Source organism: Sinorhizobium sp. 8-89 (genome assembly GCF_030124325.1).
Lineage (GTDB): Bacteria > Pseudomonadota > Alphaproteobacteria > Rhizobiales > Rhizobiaceae > Sinorhizobium.
Genome location: NZ_JASKLR010000001.1, coordinates 698,012 through 713,286 on the forward strand (window position 1 = coordinate 698,012; position 15,275 = coordinate 713,286).

A 15,275-nucleotide genomic window follows, 5' to 3' on the forward strand; every position below is an offset into this window, starting at 1 on the left:
CTGCACGGTCCCGTTGCCGCCTTGACAGGATTTCCTTCAAGGCGTTTCCTTTCTCCGCTGCCCTGTCGCAGCGTATTGGATGGAGGGGACGATGGCGAAGAACGTCAAGGACCTGCTCGCGGAAGCAAATAGCGCGGTCCAAAAATTATCTCCCACCGAGGCCGCCGAGAAGATGCGCTCTGGTGATGTGCTCATTGTGGACGTCCGCGATCCGACGGAAGTCCAGCAAACCGGCAAGATCAAGGGTGCGGTGAACGTGTCGCGGGGAATGCTGGAATTTCGCGCAGACCCGGAGAGCCAATACCACAACCCCGCCTTCCAAAAGGACAAGACGGTCCTTCTCCATTGTGCATCCGGCGGCCGTTCGGCCCTAGCGGGCAAAACGCTTCAGGACATGGGCTATACGGCCGTATTCAACATCGGCGGCTTCAAGGAACTGGTCGAGGCGGGTATCGACACGGAGCCCGCTTGAGGCGCGTCAACCGATAAACAGCACAGATTGAGGCTCCGTCGGGAGCGCTGCACCTCGGTACTGACGGCGCTGGGACGCGGCTGCGCCCCAGCGCTTCTGAGCGGCGGGGCGGCGTCTCAGAAATCCATGCCCGGGGCGCCGGGCATCGGTGCCGGTGCTTCCTTCTTCGGCTTCTCGGCAATCATCGCTTCCGTCGTCACCAACAGGCCGGCCACGGACGCCGCATCCTGCAGCGCCGCCCGTACGACCTTGGCGGGATCGATGACACCCATCTCGTAGAGGTCTCCGAATTCTCCGGTCTGGGCGTTCCAGCCGTAGGCGAAATCCGGTTTCTCGCGCAGTTTCCCGACGATGATCGACCCTTCGGCACCCGCGTTCTCGGCGATCTGACGCACGGGAGCCTCGATCGCCCGACGAACAATCTCGACGCCGACGCGCTGGTCGTCATTGGCGGTCGATATGTTGTCTAGCGTCTTTACGACACGCAGCAATGCGACGCCGCCGCCCGGAAGGGTGCCTTCCTCGACCGCCGCCCGCGTCGCATGCAGGGCGTCGTCGACGCGGTCCTTCTTTTCCTTGACCTCGACTTCGGTCGAACCGCCGACGCGGATGACCGCGACGCCGCCAGCAAGTTTGGCAAGTCGCTCCTGCAATTTTTCGCGGTCGTAGTCCGACGTGGTTTCCTCGATTTGCGCTTTGATCTGGCTGATGCGCCCGCCGATGTCGGTCTTCTCCCCGGCGCCGTCGACAATCGTTGTCGTCTCCTTTTCGACGATCACGCGTTTCGCCCGCCCGAGCGTATCCATCGTCACGTTCTCGAGCTTGATGCCGAGGTCCTCGGAAACCACGGTGCCGCCCGTAAGGATTGCTATGTCTTCGAGCATGGCCTTGCGGCGGTCGCCGAAGCCAGGCGCCTTGACCGCAACGATCTTCAGACCGCCGCGCAGCTTGTTGACGACGAGCGTCGCCAGTGCCTCACCCTCGACGTCTTCGGCGATGATCAAGAGCGGTTTTCCGGACTGGATCACCGATTCCAGGATCGGAATCATAGCCTGCAGATTGGAGAGCTTCTTTTCGTGGATCAGGATGTAGGCATCCTCGAACTCGACCCGCATCTTCTCCTGGTTGGTAATGAAATAGGGAGAGAGATAGCCCCTGTCGAACTGCATCCCTTCAACGACTTCGAGCTCGATCTCGGCGGTTTTAGCCTCCTCGACGGTGATCACGCCCTCGTTGCCGACCTTCTCCATCGCCTCGGCAAGATAGCGTCCGATCTCGGCATCGCCATTGGCTGAGATCGTGCCGACCTGGGCGATTTCGGCATTCTTGGAGACTTTTCGGGCGTGGGTCTTGAGCTCCTTGACGATCGCCTCGACCGCAAGGTCGATGCCGCGCTTCAGATCCATCGGATTCATTCCGGAGGCGACGGCCTTGGCGCCTTCCTTGACGATCGCCTGGGCAAGCACTGTCGCCGTGGTGGTGCCATCGCCGGCAACGTCGCTCGTGCGCGAAGCCACTTCGCGCAGCATTTGCGCGCCCATGTTCTCGAATTTGTCCTCGAGCTCGATTTCCTTGGCAACCGACACACCATCCTTGGTGATGCGCGGCGCTCCAAAGGATCGATCGATGACCACGTTCCTGCCCTTGGGGCCCAAGGTGACCCGAACGGCATTGGCCATGATGTCGACGCCGCGTAGCATGCGGTCGCGGGCATCGGTGTTGAATTTGACTTCCTTGGCAGCCATGTGCTCCTCCCTCTGTGAGGTGATCGCCGATCGCCTCCGCAACAGGCTACGGGATCACCGTTGTCATCAAATCTTCGACGTCCTTGCCTCTTTTCAGACGCCCAAAATGTCGTTGCAGCGCTTTCAGTTGCTGCATGTTTTTGTGCCTAAATCGGCTCCGATTCAGGGAAACATGCAGCAGGGAGCATGCCGCTCCCTGCAAGGGCCGGTCTGTCGTTTCACTCTTCTTCGTCTTCTTCAGGTGTCAGAATGTCGATCAAGGCTGCGACGCGGCCGGCCGGAAGATGACGGCCTTCGCCGATCAGAGCCTCATCATTGTTGACCCAAGCAATTGCCTCGGCGAGTTCGCTCGCTGTTGCGCCGGTGGCAAGAAGCTCGGCCATTAGCGTTTCGTCGACGGGGCCGAGGATGGCGGTGATATCCGAATGCTTCAGTCCCATAGCGTCCTCCTTCCGCTCATCGGTCGGGAATGCGCAATTGTCGGCAACCATTAGATAGGCGACCGGCTCCGAGCATCAAGCAGTGGATCATATCACTAATCAAACGGGATAGAAAAAGCCCGGAGGTGGACCGCCGGGCTCCATGCGATTTGAGGTTCCCGCTGGCGAACGTCCTGCCGCTCAGTCGTTCGCCGTCACTTTCACCCCTAGGACCGAAGGAATCGTGTTCGGCGCGCCCATGGCCGCTCCCATGATCATCGGGAAGGGAACGGGCTTTTCGGGCTGGGCGCTGATCGTCAGACTCTTCGGTCCGTCGAGATAGGCGTTGACGGCGGCGGAAACCTGATTCTGCAGCTCCGGCACGTTGAGCTGCGCCATCATGATCGGCACCAGGCCCTTGAGCGACTGTGCCAATTGATCGCCGCTGACGCCCTGCTGGCTGCCGGCGTAGTCGAGCGCCTTCTTGGTGATCGAAGCATCGTCGAAACGGATCGAGGCGCTGTTGAACGTGAGCTGCTGCATGAGGCCCATCATTGCGAGTCCCATCGCCTGGTTGGCCTCTTCCTTGTTCGGGTTGGCCTCCATGGCTTTTGTCGCTTCCTGCAGCGACCTCATGAACTGCAGCGTATACCCGGAAAAGTCCATGGCAATGTTCAGCCGGCCGACATTCTTGAAGTCAAAGGCGTATTCATCGAGGGCGACGTTGCCGCTCTGCAGTTCCCAACTGCCCTTCATGGTGACTTCGCCGTCGAGCGTGGTCAGCCCGAGCTTTTCGATCGCCTCTTTTGCCTTGGCGTCGTCGACGTCCGAGAGATCGGCTTTAAGCCCGGCCAGCGTTGCGTCGAAGTCGAAGCCGGCATCATTTTCCTGCCGCGTCAGATTGGCTTCCGTGCTTTCGGCCGTGAAGACGTCCTTGCCTTTGACATTGACCACGATCGGTCCTGTTCCCGCCGTTTCGTAAAGCAGAATGTCGTTGATCGTGTCGCCGGCCGGATTGCCGGGGATCGACAGACCGCCGATCGACAGGTCCTTGGCGGAGAAGCTTGAGCCCTCGGCGCTGACATCGATATCGGGGAAGGTGACGGTTTCGGAGTAATAGCCTCCATTCTCGTTTTCCTCGACGCCTTCGAAGGTGACATCGCCGATGACGACCGTTTCTCCGGGGTTTGCAGCCGTCTGCAGTTTGACACCGGTCACCGTCACCACGTCGCCGTTCACATCCGCCTTGTCGAAGAGGATCGAGGAGCCGTTGGTAGACAGAGCCGCATCAAGCTTCTTCATCATGTCGGCGCCGTCGAGCGCGAAGGCCGGGCCGGCGAGTGTGAGAAAGGCTGCGCCCGCCATCATCAGGCGGATCTTGCGCGTATGCGTCATCGTCGAGTTCCTTGTTTAAAAATGTTTGATTGCGAAGCTGTTTCTGGGATCGGTTATCGCTAATCTGAGTGATCTCTGCGGCATCCGTCAACTCGCTCGCCCCGGACGGAGGCTGACGACCCCGCGACGGTCGGCCTGCCGCTTGCGGTCAGCCTATGTCTCGAACGCGGACACCCTCACTCGAATCCTCAATTTCAAATCGGCCAAATCAGCACATCCCGAAGCTAATACGAAACAGGGCAAATTTATATTCGTTGGGCTGCTTGGCAGGTGTTCCCAGCGGATCATGCTTTCCGGAAACTTACCGGCATTTGTTCTCGTTTGCACGACTCGCCTCATAGGCGCGTTCTCCACAGCGCAATGCCCTGAAATTCTTGCCGTTGGCGGCTGGTTGCGGTAGCAAGAGGTCATGGGACAAAGCCTTTTGCCGCCGTCGGGCGGGGACGACAACATTCAGCCGGTTGATCTTAAAGCGGCGCTGGAAGAGCGTTATCTCGCCTATGCCCTTTCAACCATCATGCATCGCGCGCTACCGGATGTCCGCGACGGTCTGAAGCCCGTCCACCGCCGGATCATTCACGCGATGAGCGAGATGGGGCTGAGACCCAATTCCTCGTTCAAGAAATGCGCCCGCATCGTCGGAGATGTCATCGGTAAGTTCCATCCGCATGGCGACCAGTCCGTCTATGACGCGCTGGTGCGTCTGGCGCAGGACTTCTCGCAGCGTTACCCGGTCGTCGATGGGCAAGGCAATTTCGGCAACATCGACGGCGACAATGCCGCCGCCTACCGCTACACCGAAGCGAAGATGACGGAGGTTGCGGCCCTTCTTCTCGAAGGCATCGATCAGGACGCCGTCGATTTCCGCCCGACCTACAACGAGGAGGACCAGGAGCCGGTCGTCCTTCCGGGCGCATTTCCCAACCTTCTCGCCAACGGCGCTTCCGGTATCGCCGTCGGCATGGCCACCTCCATTCCGCCGCACAACGCACATGAACTTTGCGACGCGGCGCTCTATCTCATCCGCCATCCGGATGCGACGGTGGAGGACCTGCTGTACGATCCCGCCAATCCCCAGAAGGGGGGCATCGAGGGGCCGGACCTGCCCACAGGCGGCGTGATCGTCGAAAGCCGGGCAAGCATGATCGAATCCTACCGGACGGGCCGCGGCGGTTTCCGCGTCCGCGCGCGCTGGGTTTCGGAGGATCTTGGCCGCGGCGGCTATCAGATCGTCGTTACGGAAATACCCTATCAGGTACAGAAATCGCGCCTGATCGAGAAGATCGCCGAGCTGCTCCTCGCCCGCAAGCTGCCGCTGCTCGAGGATGTTCGCGACGAATCGGCGGAAGACGTGCGCATCGTGCTCGTGCCGAAGAGCCGCTCGGTCGACGCCGGCATCCTGATGGAATCACTGTTCAAGCTGACCGAGCTCGAAAGCCGCATCCCACTCAACATGAACGTGCTCTCCATGGGCCGCGTGCCGCGTGTCATGGCGCTGAACGAGGTCTTGAGCGAGTGGCTGGCCCATCGCCGCGATGTGCTGCAGCGCCGCTCACGCCACCGGCTCGCCACGATCGATCGCCGGCTGGAGATCCTGGGCGGCTATCTCGTTGCTTATCTCAACATCGACGAGGTGATCCGTATCATCCGCGAGGAGGACGAGCCGAAGGCGGTGATGATCGAGCGCTTCACGCTCACTGATCTGCAGGCCGAATCGATCCTCAATATGCGCCTGCGCTCCTTGCGCAAGCTCGAGGAGTTTGAGATCCGCACCGAATTCGATGCGCTGTCGAAGGAAAAGGCGGAGATCGAGGCGCTGCTCGCCTCGGATGAGAAGCAATGGCAGGCCGTTGCCTGGGAAATCGGCGAGGTCAAGAAGAAATTCGCCAAGGCGACCGAACTTGGCAAGCGCCGCAGCACTTTCGCCGATGCGCCGGAGGCCGATGTCGAGGCCATCCAGCAGGCGATGATCGAAAAGGAACCGATCACCGTAGTTATCTCGGAAAAAGGCTGGATCCGCGCCCTCAAGGGACACATCTCCGACACGTCGTCGCTCCAGTTCAAGGAGGGTGACGCGCTGAAAGTGGCGTTCCCGGCGCAGACGACGGACAAGATCCTGGTCTTCACGACCGGCGGCAAGGTCTACACGCTTGGCGGCGACAAGCTGCCGGGCGGGCGCGGCCATGGCGAGCCCCTGCGCATCATGGTCGATATGGAGAATGACCAGGACGTGCTGACGGCCCTCGTTCATGATCCGGCTCGTAAGCTCATCATGTCGTCCGCCGCAGGAAACGGCTTCGTCGTTACCGAAAGCGATATCGTCGCCAATACCCGCAAGGGAAAACAGGTGATGAATGTCGGCATGCCCGACGAGGCGAAGCTCGTTGTTCCCGTCAAGGGCGATCATGTTGCCGTCGTCGGCGAAAACCGCAAGATGCTTGTCTTCCCATTGGAGCAGATCCCCGAAATGGCGCGTGGCAAGGGCGTCCGGCTGCAGCGCTACAAGGACGGCGGCATTTCCGACATCAGGTGCTTTACAATGGCGGACGGCCTGACCTGGGAAGACAGCGCCGGTCGCGTCTTTACCAAAATGAAGGACGAACTGATCGAGTGGCTTGGCGACCGCGCTGCCGCAGGTCGGAACGTGCCGAAGGGCTTCCCGCGAAGCGGCAAGTTCAGCGGCTGATCTACAGCGTGTGCGCCCCCAGGCGTGGAAAGGTCGCTGTAGCAGTTTGAATTGCTGTATGTTTTGCCCTTAAATCGACTTCGATTTTAAGGAAACATGCAGTGGAAGGTATCGCTGGTGCGATTGCCCTCGTGGTTCAATGGTCCTCTCCAGAGGGGTGAATGTCATGGCCTCTGCTCTTGACGAGACCTTGCTGGCTATCGCCGATCCGATGCGTCGCCGCATATTCGAGGTCCTGTTTGCGGGCGCGACACGTGTCGGGGAGATCGCTGCTGCCCTCGGTGTCGACGGGGATGCGCTTTCAAAGCATCTTGCCGTCATGGAATGCGCCGGGCTGATCGTTCGGCAACGGGGGGAAGACGGGGAAATTGTCACCGCCAATCCGGCGCCTCTCGAGATTGCTGCAAAGTGGATCAATACCAACCGCGAACTCTGGACGATGCGCTCGCAGATGCAGGATTCTTCGCACGAACCCGGACCGGTCGAGAGGCCGTAACTGGACGGAAAGCCGTTCCGCACTTTTCCTGCAATTGCTCTGACCGGCGCCTATCCCAGCTCCGGACAAGGCGTCTGCGCCTCCATCGCCTTGTGACGCATCTGCCAGAACGAATGGCCGATCAACGCAAGGATGAGGATGGCTCCTCCAACGAGCGTCTGCGTCGTCGGCGTTTCCGAAAAGACGATCCATACCCAGATCGGGGCGAGGATCGTCTCCAGCAGATAGAACATGCCGACCTCCGGCGCGGAAAGATAGCGCGGGCCCGTCGCCAGACAGAAGAAGGCTAGGGGGATCATTATTAGGCCGTTGAAGAGAATGTAGCCGGGTTCCGCGATCGAGATGCCGCTCGTCGGTAAAAGCGCGAAGGCGGCGATGGCCGGGAAGATCGCGGTCGTCAGCGGCACCAGCGCCATGTCCCGACCGCTCTTGCGGCTGATGGTGATCGCGCTCGCCAGCAGGAAAGCCGAGCACCCGGCCATCGCGTCGCCGAAGAGATGTCCGCTTTCGAGCCCGTCCTGCACGATCACCCCAACCCCGAAAACCATGATCGCCATGGTCAACAGCGTGGCATTCGAGGGCCGTTCCTTCAGGAAGATCCAGGAGAGGATCGCCGCGAACATCGACGTGAAGGCCAGCACGAAGACGACGTTCGCCGTCGATGTGTTGAACACCGCGAGCAGGAAGGTGAAGGAGTTGATGCCGTAGAAAAGACCGGCGATCAGGCCGGCCTTCCCGGGGATCAAGGAAACGCGGCGACCGAGCACGCGATTGAGCACGAACCAGGCGGCAAGGGCGACGAGGAAGGTTGAAAGGCTGCGTACGGCGAGAATCGACCAGACCTCGCCGTTCGCCGAACGGATGAGCGGAATGTCGAATGAAAGGGCGAGGCCGCCGAGGCCGGTGATGGCAAGGCCGCGCCGGTGCCGGGCGGCGTCAGGGGAAGGGGTCAATTCTCAATCCGTTTCGGTGGATGCGTCGTCACCAGAATAGCGCTCCCACCCACGAGCCATAAGGTGCTCCTGCGGCAAAAACTTTGTTTTATACCCCATTTTGCGCGATCCCTTGACCCAGTAGCCCAGATAGACATGGGGCAGGCCCCGTTCCTTCGCCCGGCGAATATGATCGAGTATCATGAAGGTGCCGAGCGAGCGCTCGGAGAGGGCCGGATCGAAGAAGGAGTAGACCATCGACAGCCCGTCGCTCATTCGGTCGGTCAGAGCCGTGGCGATCAACGGTCCCTTGGCCTTTTCGTTGATGCCGTCGCCTTCAGTCCGCAAGCGGTATTCGATGATTTTCGTATGCACATGGGTGTCCTCGACCATCATGGCGTAGTCGAGCACCGACATGTCGGACATGCCGCCCTTCTGGTGTCGACGATCGAGATAGCGGCGAAAGAGGTTGTATTGTTCGCTCGAGGGTTCGGCGGGGTATTCGGTCGAAATAACGTCCCGATTGGCGGCGAGCACGCGCCGCATCGAGCGCGTCGGCGCGAACTCGTTCGCAAGGATGCGCACCGAGATGCAGGCGCGGCAGGTTTCGCAGGCCGGCCGGTAGGCGATGTTCTGGGAGCGTCGGAAGCCACCCTGCGTCAGCAGATCGTTCAGTTCAGGGGCCCGTTCGCCCACCATGTGGGTGAAGACCTTTCGCTCCATCTCGTTCGGCAGATACGGGCAGGGTGCCGGCGCAGTCAGGTAGAATTGTGGAGACGGTGCGGTCTGCGTGTTCATCGAATGTGGGGGCCACTCTTCGTGCAGTTACTCATCACAATAGCATGGCCTAAGAATGGAAAACGTCAACTCACTCGTTTAGGCATTCCTTACGGAATTGACGCTTGCCGCCCGCAGACGCGGAGATGGCCCGCAGGGATTAATACGCGTCGCTGCGAACCGTGACGGTACCGATCAGAAGGTCGTGCAAGAGCCGGCCGCGGTCGGTAAAGAGACCGATGAGGAGGATGAGCGGCGTCAACAGGGCGTTGGCGATCCAGAAGATCACGAGATGGACGATCGCTGTCAGAAAATCCATCGGCCGTCCGTCTGTGCGGGCGATCGCCACGCCCATGATTCTCATGCCTGGCGAGGCTTGATCGCGGCCGCCGACCGTCAGCCCGAAATAGAGCATAGCCACAAGCGCGAAGAGCACGGGATAGAGGAAGAATCCGAGGCCGAGCGTGATAATGCCAAGGAAAAACACGACAACCGCCGCCGGAATCCAGAGCAGTGCGATGATCACATAGTCGATGATGAAGGCAAAGACCCTGCGCGACAGCACGCCCTGATAGGCGCGCCAGTCATTGCTCGGGATTCTCAGTTGTTCGTTGTGCATGCTCATCAGCGTGCCTCACATTGTTGCCGATCAGATATGGGGAATGAATTTCGACAAAACAATGCGTGGCTGAACACGGTCTGCCACTCAGCCTTTTGCCAGGATGCGCGCCACGTCGACGGCGAAATAGCTCAGAATCCCGTCGCAGCCCGCCCGCTTGAAGGCAAGCAGCGTTTCGAGCATGACGCGTTCGCCGTCGATCCAGCCATTGGCCGCAGCCGCCTTCACTTGCGAATACTCCCCGGAAACCTGATAGGCGAAAACCGGCAGCCCGAAGGCCTCCTTTATGCGCCAGCAGATGTCGAGATAGGGAAGGCCGGGCTTGACCATGAGCATATCGGCACCTTCTTCGACGTCGAGCGCGGCGTCGCGGATTGCCTCGGTGCCGTTGGCGGGATCGATGTAGTAGGTCTTCTTGTCGCCCTTGAGCAGGCCGCCGGTGCCGATCGCCTCGCGGTAGGGGCCGTAGAAGGCTGAGGCGAATTTCGTCGCGTAGGACATGATGCCGACATTCTGGTGGCCGGCGGCGTCGAGCGCCTCCCGGATCGCGCCGATGCGCCCGTCCATCATTTCGGACGGCGCAATGATGTCCGAGCCGGCATCGGCCTGGATCACCGCTGCCCTCGCGACTGCCGCAACCGTCTCGTCGTTGACGATCTCGCCGTCGCGCAGGATGCCGTCATGGCCGTGGCTGGTAAAGGGGTCGAGCGCGACGTCGGTGATGACGCCGATGTTTGGCACCGCCCTCTTGATCGCCCGTGTCGCCTCGTTGATCAGGTTGTCGGCGGCCAGGCTGTTGGAGCCGGTCTCGTCGCGGAGCGCCATGTCGATGTTCGGAAATGTGGCGATCGCCGGGATACCGAGGTCGGCTGCTTCTTTCACCGCCTCGACCGCCTTGTCGACGCTCATGCGGTTCACGCCTGGCATTGCGTCGATCGGCTGGACGATGCCGCTTCCGGGCACGATGAAGATCGGCCAGATCAGGTCGTCGACGGTCAAGCGGTTCTCCTGCACTAGCCGCCGCGTCCAGTCCGCTTTGCGGTTGCGGCGCATGCGGCGGTGTCCGGTTATCCTGTCCACAAGATTCGTCTTGTCGTTCATCGCGCCGCTTCCTTCTTCCAAGCTTATCGGACAAGCGGTTTATCATGCGCCTCCATGGGTTGAAAACCGCGTTTCAGAGCACCCCGCTGCGGCATTTCTTCCCGTGCATCGTGGCGTTTCTCGGCTTTCCCGCCGTTCGTGCTGGTGGATTACCGGCACCCAGCCTATGTTGCCGCGCATGCTTCACGATTCTGCTCATGTGCCGAAGCCGTCGCTGACCGAAGTGCTCTTCGGCTGGTTCCTGCGCCTCGTTTCCGCGTCCTGCTTCTGGTTCGCGTTGAACTACTGGGCGATGCTCATCGGCTTCTCCCATGGCGGCGCCGGCCGCTTCGATCTCTTGCCGCCGGAGTGGCGCGCCGCGGCGACAGCGCTCGCCGTCGTCTATCCCGTCGCCGCGATCGGTCTCTGGCTTCTGGTCTCCTGGGGGCCCGTCGTCTGGGTCGTCGCCGCGGCGATCGAGATCGCCGTGTACGAGTTCTACCCCGGCATCTTCGGCGCGCGGCCGCTGCTTTTCGTGCTGCATGGGGCTATCGCCGTGACCTTCGTTCTCTTCCGTGCCGCGCTCTTCTATCAGCGGCTGCGCCAGGCAAGGAAGGTAAGGGTTCATTCACCCTGAGACAGGCTCGCTGGGTGGTAAGTTCATGTTAAGGCTGCGGTTTAAGTAGAATTTTATACGTATTCGATAGGGTCTCACTCAAGGCGGGAAGACAAACAGACACCGCCAAACAAAACAGTGAGGCAGTCAAATGAACACGAAAATGAAGCCCCAGGCAGTTGCGCCCCGAGACCCGCAGGAAGAAACCATCCGTGGTCTCTACATGGAATCCCTTCACCTCGTCGAGCGTCTGCATCGCCGTCTGCTCGATGTCATCAAGGACGAGTTCGACCGTCAGGGTCGCAGCGACGTCAACGCAGTCCAGGCGCTGTTGCTCTTCAACATCGGCAACTCCGAACTGACCGCCGGCGAGCTCCGCTCGCGTGGCTATTATCTCGGCTCGAACGTTTCCTACAACGTCAAGAAGCTGGTGGATCTCGGTCTCATCAACCACCAGCGCTCCCGCGTCGATCGCCGCTCGGTCCGCATCAGCCTGACCGAAGAAGGCCAGGAAATCGCCGAAACCGTCGCCAAGCTCTACGAGCGTCACATCGGCTCGATCCAGAAGGTCGGCGGCATTGGCTCCGACGAATTCACTCAGATGAACAAGCTCCTGCAGCGTCTCGATCGCTTCTGGAACGATCAGATTCTCTATCGCCTCTGATCGGATAGCAAGCTCCAGTTCAAGGGTCGGGCGCAATTCCTGCGTGTCCGACCTTTGCTGCATTCGGTCTTCCTGGTTGCCACCGAAAACACTGCCACCAGACGCGAGCTGGCCGCGGTCGACGATCGTCTGAAAAATCGCGAGACACGAATTGGCCATATTGCTGTGGGAGCGACGCTTTGTTGTTGCAGGTGTGCTCTCGCATTTACGACGGGGATTCGTTTCGCGTTCCGCCTGCCGGCTAGATGCTTCGCTCGTACTGCTGCGTGATTCCTTAATCGGAATCGATTTAAGGACCAAATTATGCAGCAGTTCAAAGTGCTACGGCGATTTTCGCGTCCGATTGGACGCGCGGCGCTGTAATGTGCGGGGTGGCACGGGGGTTAACCTTTGTTAACCACGTTTGTGCTACTGCATGTTTCCTTGGATCCTAGCCGATTTAAGGATGAAAACATGCAGCAGTTCAAAGTGCTACAGCGTCCTTAAAGCGTCTGATGAGACGCTCGGCGCTGTAGGGCTCGGGCAGCGCGCCTATCGGCGCATTGAGATGGTAGGGACTATGTCGAAAAAGAACGGAATTGATGCTTTCTCGCGCCGTGCATTTCTGCGTTCGGCCGCAACGCTCAGTGCTGCCGCATGGGCGGGTGCCGCGAGGGCCCAAGATGCTCTGAACGAGATCATCAATTCACCGCGCCGTGGCTCCTGGGACGACCAGTTCGACGCCAAGGCATCGCGTACGGCGACTGCGGTTCTTTCCAACACGCCGGTCTTCGGGCCCGAAACGATCAGCCATCTCCAGCAGGCGATCTACGACTATCAACAGATCGTAGCCTCCGGCGGTTGGCCGATAGTCACGACCTCGGTGAAGCTGGAGCTGGGTGTCACCGATCCCTCCGTTCAGCAATTGCGCCAGCGCCTGATGGTTTCCGGCGACCTGCCGCAGTCGGCCGGCATTTCCTCTTCCTTCGACTCCTATGTCGACGGTGCGGTGAAGCGCTTCCAGGCGCGTCACGGCCTGCCGGCCGATGGCGTCATCGGCGAATATACGCTGAAGGCGCTGAACGTCGACGCCACGACACGCCTCGGCCAACTTGAAACCAATCTTGTCCGCCTCCAGTCGATGTCCGGCGATCTCGGCCGCCGCTACGTGATGGTTAACATTCCGGCCGCCTACATCGAGGCGGTTGAGAACGGCCGCGTCGTGCTGCGCCATACGGCAATCGTCGGCAAGATCGACCGCCAGTCGCCGATCCTCAATTCGAAGATCTACGAGGTCATCCTCAATCCGTACTGGACCGCACCGCGCTCGATCGTCCAGAAGGACATTATGCCGCTGATGCGCAAGGATCCGACCTATCTCGAGCGCAATGCGATCCGTCTCTTCGACGGCAGCGGCAATGAGGTTTCGCCAGAGACAGTGGACTGGAACGCCGAGAAGGCGCCGAACCTGATGTTCCGGCAGGATCCGGGCAAGATCAACGCGATGTCCTCGACGAAGATCAACTTCCACAACGAGCACGCGGTCTACATGCACGACACGCCGCAGCAGGGCCTGTTCAACAAGCTGATGCGTTTCGAGTCATCGGGCTGCGTGCGCGTCCAGAACGTGCGCGACCTCTCGACCTGGCTGCTGAAGGAAACGCCGGGCTGGTCCCGTCAGCAGATGGAGGCGACGATCAAGTCGGGCGTCAATACGCCGATCACGCTTGCGGAAGAGGTCCCCGTTTACTTCACCTATGTCACCGCCTGGTCGGCAAAGGACCGTGTCGTTCAATTCCGCGACGACATTTATCAGCGCGACGGTGCTGCCGAGCTCGCGCTGCAGACCACGACGGGAATCGAACAGCCGGCAGGCTCCATCGAACAGGACGCCTTGCCGCAATAAGCAAACTCCCGATTTCATAGATCAAGGCCGCGCATCCGAACGGAGTGCGGCCTTTTTCTTGGCATCCGCGCTTGGTTCTTCGGCGCGGCGGATCGTGGAAATGGCGCAAACCGCACAGCGGATATTGCTCTCCGCGTGCGAGGAAGTTAAAGAACGACCACCTTTGAGAGGAGCCTCGAGCCGATGCTTGCACAAACCAATGATGCCTTCTTCACCCGTTCTCTCGCGGAAAGCGATCCGGAGATCTTCGGTGCGATCGAGAAGGAGCTGGGGCGCCAGCGCCACGAGATCGAGCTGATCGCGTCCGAGAACATCGTTTCGCGGGCAGTGCTCGAAGCCCAAGGCTCGATCATGACGAACAAATATGCCGAGGGCTATCCGGGCAAGCGCTACTACGGCGGCTGCCAGTTCGTCGACATCGCCGAAGAACTGGCAATCGAACGTGCAAAGAAGCTCTTCGGCGTCAACTTTGCCAACGTCCAGCCGAACTCCGGCTCGCAGATGAACCAGGCGGTTTTCCTGGCGCTGCTGCAGCCGGGCGACACCTTCATGGGCCTTGACCTCAATTCCGGTGGTCACCTGACCCACGGCTCGCCGGTGAACATGTCCGGCAAGTGGTTCAACGTCATTTCCTACGGGGTGCGGGCGGACGATCACCTGCTTGATATGGATGACGTCGCCGAGAAGGCCCGCAAGCACAAGCCGAAGCTCATCATCGCCGGCGGCACCGCCTATTCGCGCATCTGGGACTGGAAGCGCTTCCGCGAGATCGCCGATGAAGTCGGCGCCTGGCTGATGGTCGACATGGCCCATATCGCCGGCCTCGTTGCCGGTGGCCAGCATCCCTCTCCGTTCCCGCATTGCCATGTAGCGACGACGACGACGCACAAGTCGCTGCGCGGTCCACGCGGCGGCATGGTGCTGACGAACGACGAGGAGATCGCGAAGAAGATCAACTCCGCCGTCTTCCCGGGGCTCCAGGGCGGCCCGTTGATGCACGTGATCGCGGCCAAGGCCGTTGCTCTCGGCGAAGCGCTGCAGCCCTCCTTCAAGGAATATACGGCCCAGATCGTCAAGAATGCCCGCACTCTCGCCGAAACGCTGAAGGCCAACGGCCTCGATATCGTTTCGGGCGGTACGGACAATCACCTGATGCTTGTCGACCTGCGCAAGAAGAACGCCACCGGCAAACGAGCCGAGGCCGCTCTTGGCCGCGCCTATATCACCTGCAACAAGAACGGCATTCCCTTCGATCCAGAAAAGCCTTTCGTCACCTCGGGCGTCCGCCTCGGTGCACCGGCTGGCACGACTCGCGGCTTCAAGGAGGCGGAATTCAAGGAGATCGGCGAATTGATCGTCGAGGTGCTTGACGGCCTCAAGGTCGCCAACTCCGACGAAGGCAACGCTGCCGTCGAAGCGGGCGTCCGCGAGAAGGTGATGAAGCTCACGGATCGGTTCCCGATGTATGGCTACATGTGATCGGACGGCT

Annotated in this window: 14 protein-coding genes; 7 read left to right on the forward strand and 7 right to left on the reverse strand. The window is 60.4% G+C overall.

Annotated features, from left to right (window positions below; genetic code table 11):
• Nucleotides 1-91 precede the first annotated feature (91 nt).
• A complete protein-coding gene (locus QN219_RS03385) occupies nucleotides 92-472 on the forward strand; it encodes a rhodanese-like domain-containing protein (RefSeq protein WP_173510334.1) in 381 nt (126 codons plus the stop codon).
• Nucleotides 473-588: 116 nt separating this feature from the next.
• Here the strand turns inward: QN219_RS03385 and groL are convergent, their stop codons facing one another.
• From groL to QN219_RS03400, 3 genes are all read right to left on the reverse strand, one after another.
• Nucleotides 589-2,217, reverse strand: coding sequence for a chaperonin GroEL (groL, locus tag QN219_RS03390; protein WP_283997959.1), 1,629 nt, complete (start codon nucleotides 2,215-2,217; stop codon nucleotides 589-591).
• A gap of 218 nt (nucleotides 2,218-2,435) precedes the next feature.
• Nucleotides 2,436-2,657 carry a hypothetical protein gene (locus QN219_RS03395; protein ID WP_173510332.1) on the reverse strand — a complete coding sequence of 74 codons (222 nt, stop codon included), beginning with the start codon at nucleotides 2,655-2,657 and terminating at the stop codon, nucleotides 2,436-2,438.
• 180 nt (nucleotides 2,658-2,837) lie between these two features.
• The gene (locus QN219_RS03400; RefSeq protein ID WP_283997961.1) at nucleotides 2,838-4,031 is read right to left on the reverse strand and encodes a hypothetical protein; all 1,194 of its coding nucleotides are present in this window, start codon (nucleotides 4,029-4,031) and stop codon (nucleotides 2,838-2,840) included.
• A gap of 409 nt (nucleotides 4,032-4,440) precedes the next feature.
• Here QN219_RS03400 and parC point away from each other — a divergent pair, with 409 nt between their 5' ends.
• Nucleotides 4,441-6,717: a DNA topoisomerase IV subunit A gene (parC, locus tag QN219_RS03405; protein WP_283997963.1), complete on the forward strand. Its 2,277-nt coding sequence runs from the start codon at nucleotides 4,441-4,443 to the stop codon at nucleotides 6,715-6,717.
• A 166-nt stretch (nucleotides 6,718-6,883) separates the two neighbouring features.
• Nucleotides 6,884-7,213: a metalloregulator ArsR/SmtB family transcription factor gene (locus tag QN219_RS03410; RefSeq protein ID WP_283997964.1), complete on the forward strand. Its 330-nt coding sequence runs from the start codon at nucleotides 6,884-6,886 to the stop codon at nucleotides 7,211-7,213.
• A 50-nt stretch (nucleotides 7,214-7,263) separates the two neighbouring features.
• Here QN219_RS03410 and QN219_RS03415 read toward each other — a convergent pair whose 3' ends face one another.
• The 4 genes from QN219_RS03415 to hemB form a co-directional block, all read right to left on the reverse strand.
• Complete coding sequence (locus tag QN219_RS03415) at nucleotides 7,264-8,166, reverse strand: DMT family transporter (RefSeq protein WP_283997966.1); 903 nt, start codon at nucleotides 8,164-8,166, stop codon at nucleotides 7,264-7,266.
• A 3-nt stretch (nucleotides 8,167-8,169) separates the two neighbouring features.
• Complete coding sequence (locus QN219_RS03420) at nucleotides 8,170-8,943, reverse strand: arginyltransferase (protein ID WP_283997968.1); 774 nt, start codon at nucleotides 8,941-8,943, stop codon at nucleotides 8,170-8,172.
• Nucleotides 8,944-9,082: 139 nt separating this feature from the next.
• On the reverse strand, nucleotides 9,083-9,547 hold the full coding sequence (locus QN219_RS03425; RefSeq protein WP_283997969.1) for an RDD family protein: 465 nt from the start codon (nucleotides 9,545-9,547) through the stop codon (nucleotides 9,083-9,085).
• 81 nt (nucleotides 9,548-9,628) lie between these two features.
• Nucleotides 9,629-10,642, reverse strand: a complete 1,014-nt coding sequence (gene hemB, locus QN219_RS03430) for a porphobilinogen synthase (protein ID WP_283997970.1) — start codon at nucleotides 10,640-10,642, stop codon at nucleotides 9,629-9,631.
• A gap of 178 nt (nucleotides 10,643-10,820) precedes the next feature.
• Between hemB and QN219_RS03435 the strand changes: the two genes are divergently transcribed.
• From QN219_RS03435 to glyA, 4 genes are all read left to right on the forward strand, one after another.
• Nucleotides 10,821-11,258, forward strand: a complete 438-nt coding sequence (locus QN219_RS03435) for a DUF6163 family protein (RefSeq protein WP_283997972.1) — start codon at nucleotides 10,821-10,823, stop codon at nucleotides 11,256-11,258.
• Nucleotides 11,259-11,388: 130 nt separating this feature from the next.
• Nucleotides 11,389-11,901: a transcriptional regulator LdtR gene (gene ldtR / locus QN219_RS03440; protein ID WP_136504221.1), complete on the forward strand. Its 513-nt coding sequence runs from the start codon at nucleotides 11,389-11,391 to the stop codon at nucleotides 11,899-11,901.
• A 559-nt stretch (nucleotides 11,902-12,460) separates the two neighbouring features.
• Nucleotides 12,461-13,786, forward strand: a complete 1,326-nt coding sequence (locus tag QN219_RS03445) for a murein L,D-transpeptidase (RefSeq protein ID WP_283997974.1) — start codon at nucleotides 12,461-12,463, stop codon at nucleotides 13,784-13,786.
• Between the two features lie 183 nt (nucleotides 13,787-13,969).
• Nucleotides 13,970-15,265 carry a serine hydroxymethyltransferase gene (glyA, locus tag QN219_RS03450; RefSeq protein ID WP_283997976.1) on the forward strand — a complete coding sequence of 432 codons (1,296 nt, stop codon included), beginning with the start codon at nucleotides 13,970-13,972 and terminating at the stop codon, nucleotides 15,263-15,265.
• Nucleotides 15,266-15,275: the final 10 nt, after the last annotated feature.

Coding starts and splice junctions, on each gene's coding strand:
- QN219_RS03400 (WP_283997961.1), bottom strand. CDS start 4,031: ATGACGCATACGCGCAAGATCCGCCTGATGATGGCGGGCGCAGCCTTT.
- ldtR (WP_136504221.1), top strand. CDS start 11,389: ATGAACACGAAAATGAAGCCCCAGGCAGTTGCGCCCCGAGACCCGCAG.
- QN219_RS03410 (WP_283997964.1), top strand. CDS start 6,884: ATGGCCTCTGCTCTTGACGAGACCTTGCTGGCTATCGCCGATCCGATG.
- groL (WP_283997959.1), bottom strand. CDS start 2,217: ATGGCTGCCAAGGAAGTCAAATTCAACACCGATGCCCGCGACCGCATG.
- glyA (WP_283997976.1), top strand. CDS start 13,970: ATGCTTGCACAAACCAATGATGCCTTCTTCACCCGTTCTCTCGCGGAA.
- hemB (WP_283997970.1), bottom strand. CDS start 10,642: ATGAACGACAAGACGAATCTTGTGGACAGGATAACCGGACACCGCCGC.
- QN219_RS03385 (WP_173510334.1), top strand. CDS start 92: ATGGCGAAGAACGTCAAGGACCTGCTCGCGGAAGCAAATAGCGCGGTC.
- parC (WP_283997963.1), top strand. CDS start 4,441: ATGGGACAAAGCCTTTTGCCGCCGTCGGGCGGGGACGACAACATTCAG.
- QN219_RS03425 (WP_283997969.1), bottom strand. CDS start 9,547: ATGAGCATGCACAACGAACAACTGAGAATCCCGAGCAATGACTGGCGC.
- QN219_RS03445 (WP_283997974.1), top strand. CDS start 12,461: ATGTCGAAAAAGAACGGAATTGATGCTTTCTCGCGCCGTGCATTTCTG.
- QN219_RS03435 (WP_283997972.1), top strand. CDS start 10,821: ATGCTTCACGATTCTGCTCATGTGCCGAAGCCGTCGCTGACCGAAGTG.
- QN219_RS03420 (WP_283997968.1), bottom strand. CDS start 8,943: ATGAACACGCAGACCGCACCGTCTCCACAATTCTACCTGACTGCGCCG.
- QN219_RS03395 (WP_173510332.1), bottom strand. CDS start 2,657: ATGGGACTGAAGCATTCGGATATCACCGCCATCCTCGGCCCCGTCGAC.